Here is an 18,587-nt window from a genome sequence, read left to right on the forward strand (position 1 = left end):
AAGGTGGAGAACTTGGGCAGATTTTACCCAGCTGAGGGAGGGAAGACTAACTATGGCAAAGTTGCCTGGCTTGACTACACTGCGAGTTCACAGTGGATCTGCTAGGGGTGAAATGCTGAAACTTCAGGCAAGAAGAAGTAACACTTCCTCCCCTAATTTTCCACTTTCCGGCTTTACACTTGATTTCTATAAGGACTGATTCGATTTAGCGGCAGTCCTCCTTTGGGACCATGACCTTTGAATATGAGGCTACGATCTCCAAACCTTCGAAATTTTGAAAGCATTAGCCCTCTTCGGTGTGCTAGTTTTTTAACCTGAGCTGCCAATGCAGAAACAAACAGTCGATCGTCACAGCCACCTCCAAAATGAGAACCGTACCAGCTCCGTAGATGAGTCGCTCTACAATCTAGATGAGATTGCCTCACTCGTGAGCTACGAGCTAAGAACACCGCTGACTTCGATTCGAGCCGCCCTTGGACTGTTGCTTACAGGTATGTTTGGTACTTTACCTAAGAAGGGGCAGCGAATGCTGGAGATTGCTTTAAACAATACCGATCGATTGCTGCGCTTAGCCGAAGAGTTAGAGCATGACCCAAAGCTATCCAGAAAAAATGTAGTTCCAGAGCCCTCATCTTTCAATAGCGCTGCAGATCCGGCAACCCAACGCTTAGCTCTTCTTAGCCTTTGGCGGCAGCGAACTTACTACGATCGCCTCACGGGTTTGCCTAACCAAACGCTTTGGATAGAACACTTGGAACAGGCACTCGTTCATGCTCAGCAAAAGTCCGATCAAGCAGTTGCAGTCCTCTTGATTGGACTAGACCGGTTTCAAATAATCAACGATAGCTTAGGTCGTGCGGCTGGAGATCGGCTGCTCATTGCAGTTGCTCAACGGTTAGAGGCCTATATTCAACCTATTGGAATAATTGCTCGGCTACAAGAAGATGAGTTCGCTGTTCTGTTAGAGGATGTTAAAAGTATTGATGATTTAGTTTCAATAGCACAAGGAATTCAACAGCTGCTTTCTGACTCTTTCAATTTTGAAAACCAAGGTGTATTTGTTACTGCCAGCATTGGTATTGCCTGGAGCCAAGAGGGCCACGCTTGCCCCGAAGATCTTTTATATGATGCAGATACAGCTATGCATCAGGCCAAAAACCAAGGGAAAGATCGCTACGAAATATTTGATATTGGGGTGAGAGTTGAAGCTATCTCTCGCTTACGCTTAGAAACCGATTTGCGCCTTGCATTAGAGCGGCAGGAATTTCAGATTTACTATCAGCCAATCGTATCTTTAAAGACATCAAAACTTACGGGATTTGAGGCACTATTGCGCTGGCAGCATCCTGAGCAGGGAATGATTTTTCCTACACAGTTTATTCCATTGGCGGAAGAAACTGGACTGATTAACCCTATCGGAGAGTGGGTATTGCGGCAGGCTTGCCAGCAGCTCCAAATTTGGCAACAGAGATTTCCGGTCAGCCCACCCTTGACCATCAGTGTTAACCTCTCAACTCAGCAAATCACTCAGCCTGATTTAGTAGAGCAAGTTCGGCAAATACTTGATGAAACGGGGGTTAATCCAAACAGCGTGAAGCTAGAAATCACGGAGTCTATTATTATGGAGAATCCTGAAACAGCAATTGCTGTGCTCAAGCAACTCAAGCAGCTTGGCCTTGAACTTTGTGTGGATGACTTTGGAACAGGCTATTCTTCCTTAGCATATTTGCATTACTTTCCAGTTGATACGCTAAAAATTGACCGCTCTTTTATTAGTCAAATTGATTCCGAAGGTGAGCAATTAGAAATTGTACAAACAATCATTCGACTTGCCTGGAACTTAGGCATGAACGTGGTTACCGAAGGAGTAGAAACCCCGAACCAATTGGCTCAACTTAAGTCCCTTAGATGTGAGTATGGGCAGGGGTATCTTTTCTCTCAACCAGTGGATATGCAAGCTGCACAGCAGCTAATTGGACAAAAGCTATAGGTAAGTATTTAGAATTATTCTCTCGACAGAGGCTGAGCTGACAGCTCAGAATTAATGTAAACCGTATAGCACCACTCTCAAAATAAGAGTTTATGAGCTGGCGATTGAGCAAAGTCTGGTGGTGGCTACTTCCAGGTGGATTGGTTGCCCTAGTGGTGACGGTGTTGTTTGAGTTAGGAGTTTGGCAGCCACTAGAGCAGCTTGTCTATACCAGCTTGTTTCGCCTCCGAGGATCTGGTCCCTGGAGTGAACAGGTTGTGGTGGTGGCAATTGACGACGAGAGTTTAGAAAAACTCGGACAATTTCCTCTGCCTCGTCAGCGATATGCACAACTTCTTGATATTTTGTCAGAAGCGCAGCCTAATGTTGTTGCATTCGACATACTTTGGTCTGAACCTAGCCAAGACGACTCACAATTAGCTGCAGCAATGGAGCGTCATGGTCTAGTTGTACTGCCTCGAGCTTTAAACGATGTAGGAGTAGCCCTACTGCCAACTTCAGAGTTGCAGAGCGGAGCAATCACTACCGGCCATATTAGTACTCATCAAGACATTGACGGCATTGTGCGTAGGATTGAGCCTCAGCTGCAAGGGGAGTTAGCCCTAGGGCTTGCTGCGACTCAAGCTTATGCTCTGGTGGCAGCACCAACTCTTGAATTCCCAAGCTTGAATCGGCCTTTGTGGATTAACTGGGCGGGAGTAGTACAGCATACTCCCCACTATTCTTTAGCCCGAGTCCTTGAAGGAGAAGTCTCTCCCGAAGCATTTCAAAACCGAATTGTAGTAGTGGGAGTGACGGCAACAGGACTTGATTCGCTGTCCACTCCTTTCAACCGTAATCCACCCGCGAGCGGAGTTTATCTCCATGCAACAGTTATCAATAACGTGCTTCAACACAACTTCCTGCATGTTCCCTCACAGAGTTGGATCCGGCTAGGGCTACTATTGGCAGGCCCAAGCTTGAGTTTGCTGCTTGTTTTTTGCCCTAAAGAGCTACGGTTGATTAGCTGGATAGGGTGTTGTTTGATTTGGGCGATACTCAGCTTAGTTTTGTTTCGGGCAGGTCATTGGCTACCTGTTGCCTCACCTCTGATACTTCTAAGTGGGACAACCGGAGCAGCTATGCTGAGCAATCGATTGCAGGAAGATGCGCTTTTGCGGCGACAGCTAGATCAGCTTTGGCAAGCTTATCACCAAGATTTGGTTGTCTACCAAGCCAAGCATACAGATCTGTCTAAAAAAGTACTGTCTCAAAGCAGCCGGGTAAATTCTCACACAGTTCAACTAGCAGCCCTAGCCGATCAGTTTGGGCGATCGCAATCAGCTCAGGCGGCCATTGCTCGTAGCCTCTCTACTGGTTTACTGGCAGCGGATTTAGATGGGCTAGTTTGGTTCTGTAATCCGGTTGCTGCAAGTTGGCTGTCTGTGAAGGTAGGCGACCGCCTCGCCTCTTGTTTAGTTCCCCACTGGTTGAGTGAGGCAGAATGGCAAGCCAACCTCCATAGGCTAAAGACTTCTGGCTTCACCAGTTCATGTGAGCTACACCGCAACGAGCGCTGGTTTGAAATCGGCTTAGAACCGCTGCTGTACCACTCTCAAACTCTGGAGGCCAAGAACCAACCCTGTGCCCCTGATGGTCTGCTGTTGGTTATCAAGGATATTACGGAGCGCCAAGAGATTGTGCGATTAAAAGATGAATTCGTTTCGATTGTCAGTCACGAACTTCGTACACCTATCACTTCTATCCGAGGCTCTTTAGGGCTTTTGCTGACTGGTAAGTTGGGAAACCTGACTGACAAAGGTCAGCACATGTTAAATATTGCTGTCAACAACACCGATCGCTTGATTCGTCTAATCAATGACATCCTTGATTTCGAGCGTATTGAGTCTGGCAAAGTTGCCCTGCTCAAAAAGTCTTGCGACGTTGCTGACTTAATAGTGCTGGCAAGCGAAACAATGCAGGCAATGGCAGACAAAGCCGAGGTGAACCTAAAAGTTACAACAAAATCCATCTATTGCTGCGCTGATCCTGACCGCTTAATTCAGGTCTTAACCAACTTACTCAGTAATGCAATTAAATTCTCGCCTCAAAACACTACAGTTTGTCTGAGTGCAGAAATCATCAATCCTTCAGAAATCGAAGGCATCCGATCAGAAGCATCTCGCTTCAATAGCAATCCGGCATTTTTATCTTCTTTGACATGCATACCTCACCCTGCCCTCTTGATTACTGTCCAAGACCAAGGCCGGGGCATTCCAGCAGACAAGCTAGAGGCTATTTTTGGGCGATTTCAACAGGTTGATACCTCTGATGCGCGACAAAAAGGGGGAACCGGGCTGGGCTTAGCGATCTGCCGCGCCATTGTAGAGCAGCACGGCGGCAAAATATGGGTAGAAAGTACGCTGGGTGAAGGCAGCACTTTTTATCTGATATTGCCAGGGATAGAGGAGCTAGAGATCTGCCACAACGGCATCTAAAGCAGCATTGGCGTGAGTTCGCTACGGTCGGTGTGCGACGGGATTTTTAGCCTACATTACGTCAACGCAAATACAAGGTTCTCATTCACTTAGGAGCGCTTTGGCAATCGCTTCAATCTGATTCACAACTACCGAGATATGTCCTTCATTTGGATACATCACCAGCTTAGTCGTGGGGAGAGTCGCAGCAATCCGCTTTACTAGATCAAGCGGAACATTCCTATCCTCTTCACCATAGAACAATGTTAGCGGCATCCGAATTTCATCTAAACTAAAGTCCCACTTTTTGAAGTAAAGCTGAAGATCCCAGACAGTTCCTCGTGTTCCTGAACGAAGTCCCTCGTTTAAAGCCTCACAGCTTTTCTTGATCCGGCCTGACGATTTTAATACCGCGTAATCTGCTGCCGGAAGTCTTTTTTCTAAAGTTTCTAATAGTTTATCTGGAGGACCATTAAGAGATCGCTGCGTCAATTTCATTGAGGCTTGATACAGCCAGGAAAAATGCTTGATTAAAATCAAACCCCAACGATTGTATTTCAGCAAATCCGCAGTTGTAAATTCCCATGCTCCTGAAACGATCACGGCTGAATACAATCGATTAGGAATCTTTGCAGCACAGGCAGCAGTATAGCCGCCTCCCGACGAAACACCCAACACTGAAAATTTGCCTAACCCCAAGGCATCGGCAAGAAATGTAACATCCTTCGTCCAATCAGAAAATCCGCGATTCGGTTGGAAGTCTGACTGTCCTATTCCCGGACGATCTGGCGCAATCAGTCGTAAGCCTAATCGGATAAATACTTCATCGCCTAACAACAATGGCTCTAAACGAGAAGCTCCACCACCGTGAAAGTAGAAAACAGGATGCCCGTTGGGGTCGCCGTACTCTGCATAGGCTAACCGTCGATTGTCGGGTAGGGTGAGAAGATTCGTACTTTCCATAGCAGCTTTCTTTAATCGTTGAGTCTAGCATCTCAAACTGGGTCTGACATCTCACTATCTCTCAACTAATAACCTTGACAGACAACTTTGCAGGCTAACTAAGTATTAAGTCTCAGGTCTGCTGAATAAGACTCTCTATGATCGGTATTATCCCGGTAATCTGATGGATAGCACTCAAATTCAGGGAGTTAAACACCTACAAAACTTTAGTAAGACGAGCTGTCATGGGTTAGGTAGGGTGCGAATCGCAACCCCAGTCTGCGCTAGACCAGTGCGATCGCCCTTTCAATTGCTGGATGGAAGTCTGAATAGATTTTAGTTCCGGCAGCACACAGACTCGACTTTATCAACAGCTTTCAGTTGAAGCAGAAGGCCAAGATAAAGGAGAACAGGTTGCGGATGCTGCGTGAGCGATGCTTTGCCAGGTTGTGTCGTCAACCAGTAGAAATATGTTACCTCTCACAACATTGTCGTGCTAACGTTTCGGGTCAGCGGTTGCAGGGAACTTTGCATCTAAACTAAGTAGCTTCGGTTAATCCGCTGCACCCGAATTGTTAGAAGCTTCTGCAATCATCTCTACCAACTCCTTAAGTGAGAGGGTTTTCGCTTTCTTCCTATGGACGACGGAATGACAGTTTGCGCACAATGGCACTAAATCGGTCTCCGGATCAATAGACTTTGGAGCATCAAACTCCGACACCGGGTTTACATGATGGATGTGAATATATCCATCACCATATTCACCATAAAACTTTCTAAAGTTGAAGCCGCAAGCGGCACAAGTTGTTCCGTGTATAGCAATCGCCTGGCTTCGATATATTGGATCTCGTTCGTAAGTGGTTACGTATCTCTTGCTGGCCGTTCCCTCAGTACCTGATTCAAGTCCCCCGCTCCTATCGTTAGCTGACTCGTCCGCTTTAGCGGATGACGTCCGCTGCCAATCACTTCTCGGTTTATGAGCTGAAAGTATATTGTCATATACCTCTTGCTCAATTGGCCGAACACCATCTCGCCAATAGTTCGTCTTCCTGGTCGCCGGAATTGATTCCAAATATCCGTTATCCGACTTTGCAAGCACTGGCAACTCAAATGGCACGTAATCAACGAGAATTGCAAACAGATCTCCCTTTGAGCTCTGTTTGTCGGGATAGACCTTTCCTATAGCCGCTTTAGCAAAGTAGTGCGGTTCGTCGGCCAGTCGCTGAGATCTAAATTCAGAGTTCTTTAATTTTCCCTTGTAATAGATGACTTGCGTACCGGGGAGGAGGAACTTTTCATACCTTTTTGGGAAGTGATATAAAACCCCGGTTTGGTCTTCCCATTCCGACTCGTCATTTTCAGTGATAATCGTTCGCACGACACCCCCTAAAGCTTTTAACAATTATTTAGAGGGAAACTTTCCACCTAATCACCTGTATTGGGTGATTAGGTGGAATTCTGTCAGCCTAATACCCCTATAGAGGTGATTAGGTGGAAACACGTCAGCCTAATACGCCTGTGGGGGTGATTAGGTGGAAAAATTCAGTATAACCACCCCTTTTCCTGGCAGGCTAGGTTGCTTAGGTCTTATTTGCTGTCCAATTAGCATCTAGCTACCCTATGGAGCCGAATCAACTCCTGCCTTCAAACAAAATTTCTCGATACGGTTGACGCCCGCCTAACACACACTGTATTCTCAGCCATTAAGCTGTCGCGACTGACAGCCGATACCCGGAACTCATCGACTTAGCGCCGCCTGCAAGTGTTGCAACCACAAACAGGCGACTAGTCCCCCGAAGCTGATCATGGCAGTTCGGAGGCTTGGAGGTTAGTTTACCTCCCCAGCCGCCCCGACCGCACACACCGACGGGGCTGCTAGGAAAGTGAGTTCTGGTTTCCTAAACCACACCATATAGGAACCAGAACCACCATGTTTCAATCAACCGCAACGGGCGCTCAGCCGCCCACAGTTCCGCCTGCCCAATCGAGCAAGGCCAAACCCACACCAACGTACTTTACGGCAGCCTAGAAGCTCTTGATCGCATGACCAAGTACCTGCACACTCTCCACTATGCAGACCCCGACGAGTGGAGCGACCCCATCCCTAGCGGCAAAGACTGTCAGTGGATGGTCGTGCATGTGAAGCACCTGCTGATTGAGTAGGCCATTGTCTACTTCGCTGCTCTTTTGAGTTACGCAGAGGTTTAAAGCAGACATGCCAGAGGGTTACAAATCCTCTGGCACTGCGCGAGCGTTGGTTAGCCTCACTTATGGTCTGCGTAGAGCTAAAGGCCTAACCAACTGCCCCCTAGCAGGTCGTTACACTGAAGGTAGGTATCCGAGGCGCTATGCCATGAAATTGAATCAGGTTCTATTGATATTGGGGGTTGTTGCTGTGGGAGCCGCTGCCCTGCTCTTTGGTGCCTATAGTGCTGCTTCAGCTCCCTTACCAGAAGGCTTTCCGCCCCCAAGCGCCGATGGAAGTATCGAGATCAAGCAGTACCCAGAATATCGGGCAGCAACTGTCCAAGTGACAGGAGATTTGGAGTACGCCCCCTCACGAGGGTTCACGCCCCTATTTCGCCACATCAGCAGCAACGACATTTCCATGACTGCCCCTGTGGAGACGCGCTATCCTACCGCTATGCTCCAGGCGGGTTCAGCTAGTGAGGGAGACGCTTCAGTGTCTTTCCTCTATCGCAGCCTCGATATTGTGCCTCAGGAAGTGGCTCAAAACATTCAGATTGAGGACATCCCGCCGATGACTGTAGTGAGCCTTGGGATGCGGGGCGGCTATGGGCTCGATACCTATACGAGCGGCATTCAGCGCTTACAAGACTGGCTGGTTGAGCATCCTAACTATGAGGTAGTTGGCCCACCCCGCCGATTTTTCTATGATGGCCCCTTCATCCCCGACACGCTAAAGCGCAGCGATCTACAGATTCCAGTGCAGCTAAACGAAAGTAGCTCCGCTCCAAGCTTCTAATTTTGGCTAGTGGTAGTGGGGCAGTACCGCTTGCCCTATCTCTTCAAGCACTTCAGAAGCTGGGCGTTGCCCGTACTTGAGGTTGAAGACGACATGGTTAACTCCCATCACCTCTAGGGCCTGTAGCAGATCAATGAGCCGATTCCGGCCTAGTCGATAGCCCAGATGGATAGGCATTACTGGGCTGTCTGGATCTTCGGCCAGGTCAACATAGAGAGACTGAGCAAAAGGCTTAAAGACACCAGGAGCGTGCTCTGCCGTCAACTCCTGCCACTGCCTCACGTAATGCTGCTGCATCTGAGGATGTCGGGGGTAGTAGAGCCATCCATCGGCATGGGCCGCAATCCATTCTAGAGACTGCTGGCTGTGGCCTGTCACAAGAACCGGGATAGCGCCGTTGGTAGGCTTTGGAATCAGGTCGCCGCCTTCTAGCTTGCCCAAAGGCGAACGGATGACCGGGAACTCTTCAGCGAGGGCTTGCTGAAAGTAGGCTAGCGTCTCCCGGAACCGCTCTCCCCGCGTCTCAAAGTCCACTCCAAACGCTGGAAACTCAACTGGGCGATCTCCGGTTGCTATTCCCAGAACAAGCCGTCCACCTGAGAGCTGATCTACTGAAGCGGCTGCTTTGGCGATATGTAGCGGGTGGCGCAGCGGCAGGATGATGCTGCCAGTGGCAAGTGCGATCGCATTGGTCTGAGCAGCGATAAATCCCAGGTAAACCCAAGGATCGTAGATCTGCCCTACGTCTCCAAAGGAGGGATCGTAGAGCGGCACATCTCGAAACCAAAGGGCAGCGAATCCTAGCTTTTCAGCCCGTTGTGCCAATTCGGTCTGTCTGGTCATGGAAGGGATACTGCCCTTGTATGCCTCAATGGGAAAGGTAACGCCGAGGGTAAGGCAATCAGGGGCAAACATTCGCTGAAAGCCCGAATTCTTAGGCATCTCACTAGTCGCCAAAAGCTTCTCTCGCAGTTTAGTATGGGTCTGAGATTTCTTGAGGAGAGCCGTCTTCATGCTTCATCTTTTGCGGCCTCCCAGTCTGCCCGAATTAGAACTGACGGATTCCTCTCAGCACTTTAGCCCGCTTCAGCGTTTGGGCACGAGCAATTTTCTTCGGGTGATTGAGTTGTCTGGAAACTTTTGTGCCTGAAAGTAGTGTTATAGCGTGGGCCAATAGCGATCAATTATCGAGCTGAGACAATGGACTTTGCCACGGAACTCAAAAACTATTTGGATGACCAAGGACGACTCAAGACATGGCCTTCTAAGAGCCGTAAAGGACGGCTTCAGCAGATAGCGCTAGAGTATCTAGCGGCTAAGTTTGAGCCAGACTTCTTATACAACGAACGTGAGGTCAATGCCCTCTTGAATCAGCACCACACGTTTGGCGATCCAGCCCTGCTACGCCGAGAACTCTTTGAGCGGGGAATGGTGGATCGGGTAAAAGATGGGTCTGCCTACTGGCTAAAACAGGCATTTTGATTCATTCAAGTTTGATACTCTGGCAGCTTTAGAGTGCCAAAATTGGGTGACCAAAATTCGCCTCGGCTCTGAAAGAAAGCGACATCTTTGCACTTGCCCCGACGATTTTCTAGCAGCGAGCAGCGCAGCATCACCTTGTCTTGACCGTCTCGGGTGTAGGTGTAGCGCTCTAGCAGCGCACCGCAGACAGGGCAGGGATAATCGGTAAATTTTTCGGGGTCAGGCGTGGCCTGGTGCTGGCGGTAGGGTAGTTCATAGCGCTTGGCTTTGTCATTCCAAAACATGACGGTGCCGCAGCCTGTTGCTGAACACTTGAGAAAGTGCTTGGCTTTGAGCTTGGCAGAGCGGGAGGGAATCTTGGCCATAGCCTCACTGCAGGTGGGGCATTTGGTTTTGGTGAGTTTTGCGTTAGAGGGCTTTGAGACGGTTTTAGGGGGCTTTGAGGCAGTCTGGGGCTGGGGCTGGAGAGTTACTGCTGTCTCGGGGGAGGGGTTGCGGGCTGGGGTTGGAGTTGGGGCTGGGGTTGGGGGTTGCGATCGCAACTGCCGCTGCGCCTGACTCAAAGCTGGGGCAAAATAGCTCTGATACCAGCCATTGAGGTAAGCCTGCCACTCTTGCTCTCCGGTGGCTATAGCATCTAAAGCAGCCTCCATTTGAGCTGTAAATTCTGGCTGAATTAGATCTGGCAGCAGCGTTTCTAGAGCACCGTCTAGATCCAGTCCCAACGGAGTTGGCTTCAGTTTGCCCTGCAGCAGCTCAACGTATTCCCGCTGTCTCAGCGTTTTGATGGTGGGCGCGTAGGTGCTGGGGCGGCCAATGCCCTTTTGCTCCATCAGCTTCACTAGGGCTGGTTCACTGTAGCGAGGCGGGGGCTGGGTTTGCTTTTGGTCAGCCTGAGCCCTTTGGAGTTCTAGGCTTTGCCCTACGGTGAGAGCCGGTAGCACCGAGTCTGAGCTGATGTTGTTCCAGTAGCGGGTGTAGCCTGCAAATTCCAGTACTTGGCCTCGCGCCTCCCAGTAGGCTTCACCAGACTGGGTCACAATGCGGGTTTTTCGCAGCTGGGCTGGCGCACATTGGGAGGCAACAGCGCGATTCCAAATCAGCTCATACAGGCGGGCTTCATCGGCTGAAAGCTCTCGCTGGAGCTGCTGAGGCAAGTGATTTACGTCTGTGGGCCGAATCGCTTCGTGGGCTTCTTGGGAGCCCTTGATCGCCCGGTGTTGGGTGGTTTTGCGCGGCAGGTTAGTGGGGTCGTGCTGCTGCAGGTATTGGCGCACCGATTCACAAAAAGGGGCAGAGAGAATGACCGAATCAGTCCGCATGTAGGTGATGTGGCCCTTTTCATAGAGCGACTGGGCCACCTTCATGGTCTGCTCGGGGCTAAAGTGCAGCTTGGAACCGGCAGACTGCTGCAGCGTGGAGGTAACAAAAGGGGCAGGCGGCGATTGCTTGGTCTGCTTACCCTCAATCTCAATAACTCGGTGAGGGTGGGACTGTGCGATCGCAACTAGCGCGTCGGCCCGCGCCTGAGAGGTCACCCGCTCCGACTCCTTCTCAGTACCTTGCTCTTGGGCAATATCTTTGGCTGCTTGCCTCTGGGGTTTGGGGCTGCTGCGGTAGAAGGCTTTGAAGCCCTCACGGTAGTCTACCCAAACGCTCCAGTAGTCCTGCGGGACAAATGCTTGAATGTCTCGCTCGCGCTTACACAGCAGATGCAGCGTAGCACTCTGCACCCGCCCCATAGACTTTGCTCCGTTATTAAGGGGCCAGACCACATGGCGACTGCCCTTGTAGCCCACCAGCTTATCAAGGCAGTCACGGGCTCGTCCGGCAGCGACCAAATCGGAGTTCAGGGTGCGGGGCTGTGCGATCGCAGCGCGAACCGCCTGCGGCGTAATCTCGCTATAAACCACCCGCCGAGGATTTTTCAGATGCAGGGCTTGCTGCAGGTGCCAGCCAATCGTTTCCCCTTCTCGATCTGGGTCGGTAGCGATGTAGACGCTATCGGCTTTTTTGACGGCCTGCCGCAGGTCAGAGAGCACCTTTTTAGAGCGTGCATCGCGAGGCTGGTAGCGGCACTCAATGGCGTTAGCGCCTAGGTCAAAACCAAGGGCGTCTTCGCCATCATTCGCGAGTTCACGCACATGGCCCATGCTGGCTTTGATAATCCAGTTTGGCCCTAGGATCTGTCCTAGCTTTTTTAACTTGCCGGGGCTCTCAATCAGGAGCAGGTTGGGCATTGTGTCTTCGCCTTGACCATCAAGATCGCTAACTCCTATTTTAATAGTACATCTGAACTTGACGAGAAAATATTACCTAAAGACAAAATGCGATCGCAGGTTGAACGTGAAGGAACTAGCCCTACTGCTGAAATTGGTTCAACAGCCAGGTTCCCACCTGGGATTGGTCGGTTTCTCGGCTGCGTCGCAGCGCTTCTTCTACAACCGCCAGGGTTAGCCCCGGCAATACCTGGGATGTCTGAATCCGCTGACTGCCCTGATCAGCCACAGCGTAAGCGAGCAGCTGAGCATTTTGCACATCCACCATCCAATATTCACTCACACCCAACTCCTCATACAAGGCCCGCTTGGTACCCACGTCATCCAGTAACGAAGTCCTAGCAATCTCAATCACTAAATTGGGTGCGGGATATTGATCTAGATTCACAATCCCCGTTCCAGACGGGATAGCTTGAGCGCGATCGCTAAGGTAATAGGACACATCCGGCTGACATTCGCGCACACCTGTTTTACGCAGCGTTGTCGTATCTAGCCCAGTCGCCGGAATTCCTTTGAGTGCCGCAAATAAATTCACCGCAAAAATGATCACCACCTGATCTTTGTCGTGATCAAAGCTAACTGGCGACATTTCGATCCTCATGTGTCCCTTGTAGTAATACCCCTTTGCCTGTTCATAAGTTGGATTTGAGATTGTATGAACATACTCATTCCAGGAGGCAACAATCCAGTTATTGATGAGTGATTTAGTTTGTAAATTATTCACCCCTTAATCCTCCCGTCAAAATGAGAAGTTCTGCTTTCTAAGCAGATGCGCCTTATTACAACTATTACACTCAGAATTGGGCGCTGACCCTAGTGAAGAGAGATAACGCGGCTTTATTGAAACTCACGACTAATCAAATTGTTGTGAACGGATTCTACCAGGAGCATTATCTAGACCAGAGCGAATGACAGCAGCAGACGCTGGAGCGAGCTAGAGACGCCTGTGCTGTACCGAAGGCCAGCGTTGGGAGAACGTCACGAAGTAGATCTTTCTGAAGGTGGACGGGCACTTCCTCCAACAGATAGAGAATTATAATTATCAAATGCCCAGTTGCTAAACTTCATTGATGCCTTGCCCAACTCATCCGCTAACCCTGCACCCTTTCCAGAGAACGAAGTTGATAGATTAGCTGCCCTGCGCCGCTATAGCATTCTTGATACTCCGCCAGAAGCAGCTTTTGACCGCATTACTGCCCTGGCAGCTCGCCTGTTTAATGTGCCGATCACCCTGGTTTCGCTGGTAGATGAGTCGCGAGGTTGGTTTAAGTCGGCCTATGGCTTTGACCTACAGGAGGTGGAGCGAGATGCGACCATCTGCAGTCTGGCTCTGCTATCGGATGAGGTACTGGTTATTCCCGACACTCGGCAAGATGAGCGCTTAGCCTGCAATCCCTTTGTCCAGAGCGAATCAGGTTTACGCTTCTATGCAGGTGCGCCCCTGCTGACCCAGGATGGCTTTAACCTAGGCACCCTTTGCCTGATCGATACCCAACCCCGCCCTGCCTTGAGCGATGAGCAGGTAAGCATCTTGGCAGACTTGGCAGCCATGGTGATGGATGAGCTGGAATTGCGGCTGGCAGCCCGTAAGATAGCCCAGCTAGATGCCGCCCTGCTGGAGGTGACGCAGGGTGTCTCTACCGCGACGGGGGAAGCTTTTTTGGCAGCATTGGCGCAGCACTTTACAAAGGCGCTGGGGGTTGATTACGCCTATATTGGCCTGATAGATGGCGACAACCTAGAAGCGATTACTACCGCTGCTGCCTGCGCTAAGGGTGAAATCATCGAAAATTTTGGGTACTTGCTGCAAGATACGCCCTGCCGGGAAGTGCTGCTGCAGCGCAAGCTCTGCTGTTACCCCAGTGGAGTACAGGCGCTCTTTCCCCATGCGCCGCTGCTGGCCCCCTTAGGGGTAGACAGCTATGCGGCCATTCCGTTTTTTGACTCAGCTGGCACGCCGATTGGGCTACTGAGCGTGATGAACGGTAAACCTCTGGAACACGTTCAGCTAACTGAATCTCTGCTGACCATCTTTGCCCTGCGAGTGGCCACCGAGCTAGAACGGCAGCAAACCGAGGCTGCCCGACAGCAAGCGCAGCAAACGCTAGAAACCCTGATTGAACAGCGCACGAGTGAACTCTCTCAGGCAAACCAGCAGCTCCAGCTAGAGGTGACTGAGCGACAGCAGGCCGAAGCTGCCCTGTATCAGGAACAAGAACTGCTTAAGGTGCTGCTCGACAACGTGCAGGCGGGCATTGTAGCCTGCGACGCCGAAGGCCGGTTGACCCTGTTTAACCGGGTTGCCCGAGAGTTTCATGGCTTGCCGCCGCAGCCTTTGCCGCCAGAGCGATGGGCGGCCCACTATGATCTGTATCGGCCCGACGGCAAAACGCCACTGCCCCTAGACGAAATTCCTCTGTTCCAAGCGCTGCAGGGACAGAGTGTGAAGAATGTTGAGATGGTAATCGCGCCGAAGCAGGGCGCTCCGCGCACGCTGCTGGCTAGCGGTCAGGTGATTGTCGATGCCCAGGGCCAGCAGCAGGGGGCTGTGGCCGTGATGCACGACATTACAGAGCGCAAGCAGGCAGAAGCAGAGCGGGCTCGGCTGAATCGGCAACAAGTTGAAGAGCAAGTTGCTCGCTTGGAGGCCGAAACTGACCAGCGCCGCTCAGCCTTTTTAGCTGATATCAGTACGGCTCTGGCGTCGTCTTTGAAATATGAGCAAACTCTGGCTAATGTAGCCGATCTGGCGGTTCCGTTTTTTGCCGACTGGTGTGCAATTGATCTGCTGCAAGACAATCGGATCATTCAACGGGTTGCAGTGGCTCATCACAACCCCGAAAAGGTTCAGCTAGCTTGGGATCTGCATCAGCGATATCCTAAAAGGCTGGAGGAGGCGGAGGGCATTGCTAAGGTTTTGCGAACCGGGCAGCCTGAAGTTATGCCGATCGTTTCCGATGCTGCATTGGCGAGCGTAGCTCAAGATGCTGAGCACCTGCGGATTTTGCGCGAACTGGGCTTAAAGTCTGCCATCGTCTCGCCCCTGATTGCCCGAGGTCAGATTTTGGGGGCTATTACCTTTGTGACAGCCGAATCGGAACGCCGCTACAGCGAAACTGACTGCATATTGGCTGAAGATGTTGCCCATAGAGCTGCGATCGCAATTGACAATGCCCGCCTCTATCAAGAAGCCCAAAAGGCCCAGCAGGCGGCAGAACGCTCAGCCGAGCGCATTACCCGGCTGCAGTCGGTAACAGCCGCTTTATCGGAATCGCTCACCCCGGCTGAGGTGTCTGAAGTCATTGCCGATCAGGGCATGGCGGCCCTAGGGGCTGAATTTGCCATGGTGGCCCTGCTAGATGAACGCGCCCGTGAACTGGAGGTAGTGCGGTCGGTGGGAGTTGACTCTCGTCAGCTCGAAGGCTGGCAGCGGTTTCCCCTAAGTACGGCAGTGCCTTTGGCAGAGGCCGTACGCACCGGGCAACCGATCTGGGCCGAACCGCCAGAGGTTCGAGCTGCTCGCTACCCCCACCTGGCAGCATACTATGAGCAGCACCCTCTCAAGACCTGGATCTCGGTGCCGCTGATGACCGAGGGGCGGGCAGTGGGGGGCATCTCCTTTGGGTTTATGAAGCCGCCCTATCTGGTAGAGGAGCAGCAGGCGTTTATCCTGTCGCTGGCGCAGCAGTATGCCCAAGCCATTGTCCGCACCCACCTTTACGAGGCCGAACGCGAGGCCCGCACTCAGGCTGAGTCGGCCAATCGAGTGAAAGATGAATTTCTGGCAGTTTTGTCACACGAGTTGCGATCGCCCCTCAACCCGATCATGGGCTGGGCTAAGCTACTGCGCACCCGAAAGTTAGATGCGGCCAAAACAGACCACGCGCTAGCCACGATCGAGCGCAACGCTAAGCTGCAAACCGAACTGATCGAAGACTTGCTGGATGTCTCTCGCATTCTGCAGGGCAAGCTCAGTCTCACGATGAGCCCGGTCAATCTAGCTGAGACCATTCAATCGGCCCTCGAAACCATACGATCTACAGCCGCCATCAAGTCCATAGAAGTCAGGAGTGAGGGGATAGGAGATAGAAGTACAGATCTGGCAGACTCTTCTCTCCTCTCTCCTCCCTCCTCCCCCCTCTTCGTCCTGGGAGATTCGGCTCGGCTCCACCAAGTTTTGTGGAACTTGCTGACGAATGCCGTTAAATTCACGCCAGCCGGCGGCCGGGTTGAAGTGGTGCTGTCTTTAGTCACAAGTCAGGGGGCCCAGGTAGAAGAGGCTGCAGCTAATGATTTAAGTCTCAAGCGCCAAGACACATTTGCTCAAATTACCGTCAGCGACACTGGCAAAGGCATTGCTTCAGAATTTTTGCCCCATGTCTTTGACTACTTCCGGCAGGCAGATTCGACGACGACGCGGCAGTTTGGGGGGCTGGGTCTGGGGCTAGCAATTGTTCGACACCTGGTAGAGCTGCATGGCGGCACCGTGCAGGCAGAGAGTCCGGGAGAGGGCCAGGGAGCGACTTTTACCGTTCGCTTACCAGCGCTCAAAGATGAGAGGATCGGGGTAAAGAATGACCCTGTCAGCCCTCTGCCTACCGCCCCCGGCCTACAGCCGCTGCCGGGGGTGCACGTTTTGCTTGTAGACGACGAGGCAGATGCCCGAGACTTAATGGCTTTTGTGCTAGAAGAAGCGGGCGCAACAGCCACAATCGCAGCCTCGGCTGCTGCGGCCCTAACCCTCCTGCCCCAGGTACAGCCCGATATCGTGATCAGCGATATTGGCATGCCGGAGATGGATGGCTACATGCTAATTCGAGCCATTCGGCAGTTGCCGCCAGAACAGGGCGGCCAGGTTCCAGCCATTGCCTTGACGGCCTATGCAGGAGAGATTGATCGCCAGCAGGCGATCGCTGCCGGATTTCAGCGTCACCTGGCAAAACCTGTAGTCCCCAACGACTTGGTAGAGGCCATCAAAGCTTTAGTCGAAGAGACTGCTCTGCAAAGAGCCGTGACCTAATGAATGCTCAGACAGCCTGATAGGGCAGGCAAAGGGTGAAAGTCGCTCCCTGACGGGTTTCGCTGTCGACAGTAATGCTGCCGCCGTGGGCTTCGACAATTCGTTTTGCGATCGCAAGCCCCAAGCCAACCCCACTGCCCTTGCGGGAAGGATCGGTGGTATAAAACTGCTCAAAAATACGGGGCAAATCAGAGTCGGCGATGCCCTTTCCCTGGTCTTGAATGGTTAGGTGTGCCTGCTTGCCCTGCCTGCGGGCGACAATCAAAATCTCAGAGTCTGGGGGAGAATGTTTGAGGGCATTGTCCAGTATGTTCAAAATCGCCTGCAGCAGACGCTCTGGATCTCCGTGAATTTTTAGGTCAGCTGCCTCGACCTGAACTGAAACTTTGGCCGATTGAGCGCGAGAACTAATGGCTCTAACAGCTCGATCAACTAGGTCAGGGAGAAAAACAGTTTGCTTTTCGAGCTGAGTTACCCCTGCTTCTAGCCGCCCTAGATCTAGCAGATCGTGAATCAGCCGCGACAAACGCTTAGTTTCGTCTTCAATAGTTTGAAAGAAGCGATCGCGCAGTTCCGGTTCTTCGTAGGCCCCACTTTTGAGCGCTTCAACCGTAACCTGAACATTGCTAATGGGGGTGCGCAGCTCGTGAGAAACGTTGGCCAAAAAGGCTCTGCGCTCCTGATCGAGAGAGGCTAGGCGCTCACTCATGCGGTTGAGCTCTACCGCCAGCTGATCCAGCTCATTGCTCTGGCGAATGACGAGTGTATCGCCAAAGCGACCGCTACCCATGCGAATGGCGAAGGTACGCATTTTTTCTACGGGTCTAGACAGGCTGCGGGCAAAGCGATCGCTAATCAGAGCACACAGCAAAATGGTCAGCAGCAGGGTGCCAACGACGGTCCAGATCACCGTGGCAAACTGCCGCTGGAACTGCTGTAGCGTAATCGACATCCGCAAAATGCCGAGCAGCTGATTATTGCGAATAATTGGGCGGGCAATGTAAAGACGGTCTTCGTCAGAGAGAACCCCCTTAGCAACGCCTCTCACCAGCTGACTTTGCTGTGCCTCCTGCATTCCAGGAATCTGGAGCCAGGCCGTAATCTGCTGATCGCGCGGATCGGAGGTTGCCAAAAGATCGCCCTGAGGATCAAACACCCGCAGCGTGACGGTTTCTGGGGCTCCAAAGCGCTGCACGATCAGGTCTACTTCCTGAAGGTCCTGCGCTTCTAAGGCGTCAGCAACATCTTCCCCAACAGCATCTGTCAAACTTTCTAAGTCGGCCTGCCGGGTTCGCATAAAATACTGGTGGAACGACCACATGATGTAGCTTCCCAGGAAAGTCGTTCCCAAAGCTGCCACTAGCAGGTAGGTGACAAACAGCTTGGCATGGATCGAGTTCCAGTAGGTGTGACGCTGCTCCCCCATTGCAAT

General features: G+C 51.7%; 11 protein-coding genes. 5 read left to right on the forward strand and 6 right to left on the reverse strand.

Translation table 11 applies throughout. The features are described 5' to 3' along the window. Positions 1–325 precede the first annotated feature (325 nt). Both H6G13_RS00805 and H6G13_RS00810 read left to right on the forward strand, forming a co-directional pair. A complete protein-coding gene (locus H6G13_RS00805) occupies positions 326–1,990 on the forward strand; it encodes an EAL domain-containing protein (protein WP_190481171.1) in 1,665 nt (554 codons plus the stop codon). Positions 1,991–2,082: 92 nt separating this feature from the next. Then, positions 2,083–4,467 carry a CHASE2 domain-containing protein gene (locus H6G13_RS00810; RefSeq protein WP_190481173.1) on the forward strand — a complete coding sequence of 795 codons (2,385 nt, stop codon included), beginning with the start codon at positions 2,083–2,085 and terminating at the stop codon, positions 4,465–4,467. 81 nt (positions 4,468–4,548) lie between these two features. On the opposite strand, the gene H6G13_RS00815 is transcribed toward H6G13_RS00810, so the two are convergent. Together H6G13_RS00815 and H6G13_RS29325 are read right to left on the reverse strand one after the other, a co-directional pair. Then, entirely contained in the window at positions 4,549–5,409 is an 861-nt protein-coding gene (locus H6G13_RS00815) for an alpha/beta hydrolase (RefSeq protein ID WP_190481175.1), read from the reverse strand. A 532-nt stretch (positions 5,410–5,941) separates the two neighbouring features. Then, positions 5,942–6,766 carry an HNH endonuclease gene (locus H6G13_RS29325; RefSeq protein ID WP_190481177.1) on the reverse strand — a complete coding sequence of 275 codons (825 nt, stop codon included), beginning with the start codon at positions 6,764–6,766 and terminating at the stop codon, positions 5,942–5,944. A 975-nt stretch (positions 6,767–7,741) separates the two neighbouring features. On the opposite strand from H6G13_RS29325, the gene H6G13_RS00825 reads away from it, so the two are divergent. After that, positions 7,742–8,374: a heme-binding protein gene (locus H6G13_RS00825; protein WP_190481179.1), complete on the forward strand. Its 633-nt coding sequence runs from the start codon at positions 7,742–7,744 to the stop codon at positions 8,372–8,374. 6 nt (positions 8,375–8,380) lie between these two features. Here H6G13_RS00825 and H6G13_RS00830 read toward each other — a convergent pair whose 3' ends face one another. Further along, the gene (locus H6G13_RS00830; RefSeq protein WP_190481181.1) at positions 8,381–9,316 is read right to left on the reverse strand and encodes an LLM class oxidoreductase; all 936 of its coding nucleotides are present in this window, start codon (positions 9,314–9,316) and stop codon (positions 8,381–8,383) included. Positions 9,317–9,574: 258 nt separating this feature from the next. Here H6G13_RS00830 and H6G13_RS00835 point away from each other — a divergent pair, with 258 nt between their 5' ends. Next, entirely contained in the window at positions 9,575–9,856 is a 282-nt protein-coding gene (locus tag H6G13_RS00835) for a DUF2087 domain-containing protein (protein WP_190481183.1), read from the forward strand. 5 nt (positions 9,857–9,861) lie between these two features. Here the strand turns inward: H6G13_RS00835 and topA are convergent, their stop codons facing one another. Then, complete coding sequence (topA, locus tag H6G13_RS00840) at positions 9,862–12,096, reverse strand: type I DNA topoisomerase (RefSeq protein ID WP_190481185.1); 2,235 nt, start codon at positions 12,094–12,096, stop codon at positions 9,862–9,864. Positions 12,097–12,217: 121 nt separating this feature from the next. Continuing rightward, positions 12,218–12,859, reverse strand: a complete 642-nt coding sequence (locus H6G13_RS00845; RefSeq protein ID WP_190481187.1) for a Uma2 family endonuclease — start codon at positions 12,857–12,859, stop codon at positions 12,218–12,220. Positions 12,860–13,189: 330 nt separating this feature from the next. On the opposite strand from H6G13_RS00845, the gene H6G13_RS00850 reads away from it, so the two are divergent. Beyond that, complete coding sequence (locus H6G13_RS00850) at positions 13,190–17,155, forward strand: GAF domain-containing protein (RefSeq protein WP_199305655.1); 3,966 nt, start codon at positions 13,190–13,192, stop codon at positions 17,153–17,155. 7 nt (positions 17,156–17,162) lie between these two features. On the opposite strand, the gene H6G13_RS00855 is transcribed toward H6G13_RS00850, so the two are convergent. After that, the gene (locus tag H6G13_RS00855) at positions 17,163–18,581 is read right to left on the reverse strand and encodes an ATP-binding protein (protein WP_190481189.1); all 1,419 of its coding nucleotides are present in this window, start codon (positions 18,579–18,581) and stop codon (positions 17,163–17,165) included. Between the last annotated feature and the right edge of the window lie 6 nt (positions 18,582–18,587).

It is taken from the genome of Pseudanabaena sp. FACHB-2040 (assembly GCF_014696715.1).
Lineage (GTDB): Bacteria > Cyanobacteriota > Cyanobacteriia > Phormidesmidales > Phormidesmidaceae > JACVSF01.

What these genes read in the sequence shown, in the direction of transcription:
- H6G13_RS00805 (WP_190481171.1), top strand. Translation starts at nt 326, where the DNA reads ATGCAGAAACAAACAGTCGATCGTCACAGCCACCTCCAAAATGAGAAC.
- H6G13_RS00810 (WP_190481173.1), top strand. Translation starts at nt 2,083, where the DNA reads ATGAGCTGGCGATTGAGCAAAGTCTGGTGGTGGCTACTTCCAGGTGGA.
- H6G13_RS00815 (WP_190481175.1), bottom strand. Translation starts at nt 5,409, where the DNA reads ATGGAAAGTACGAATCTTCTCACCCTACCCGACAATCGACGGTTAGCC.
- H6G13_RS00825 (WP_190481179.1), top strand. Translation starts at nt 7,742, where the DNA reads ATGAAATTGAATCAGGTTCTATTGATATTGGGGGTTGTTGCTGTGGGA.
- H6G13_RS00830 (WP_190481181.1), bottom strand. Translation starts at nt 9,316, where the DNA reads ATGCCTAAGAATTCGGGCTTTCAGCGAATGTTTGCCCCTGATTGCCTT.
- H6G13_RS00835 (WP_190481183.1), top strand. Translation starts at nt 9,575, where the DNA reads ATGGACTTTGCCACGGAACTCAAAAACTATTTGGATGACCAAGGACGA.
- topA (WP_190481185.1), bottom strand. Translation starts at nt 12,096, where the DNA reads ATGCCCAACCTGCTCCTGATTGAGAGCCCCGGCAAGTTAAAAAAGCTA.
- H6G13_RS00855 (WP_190481189.1), bottom strand. Translation starts at nt 18,581, where the DNA reads ATGGGGGAGCAGCGTCACACCTACTGGAACTCGATCCATGCCAAGCTG.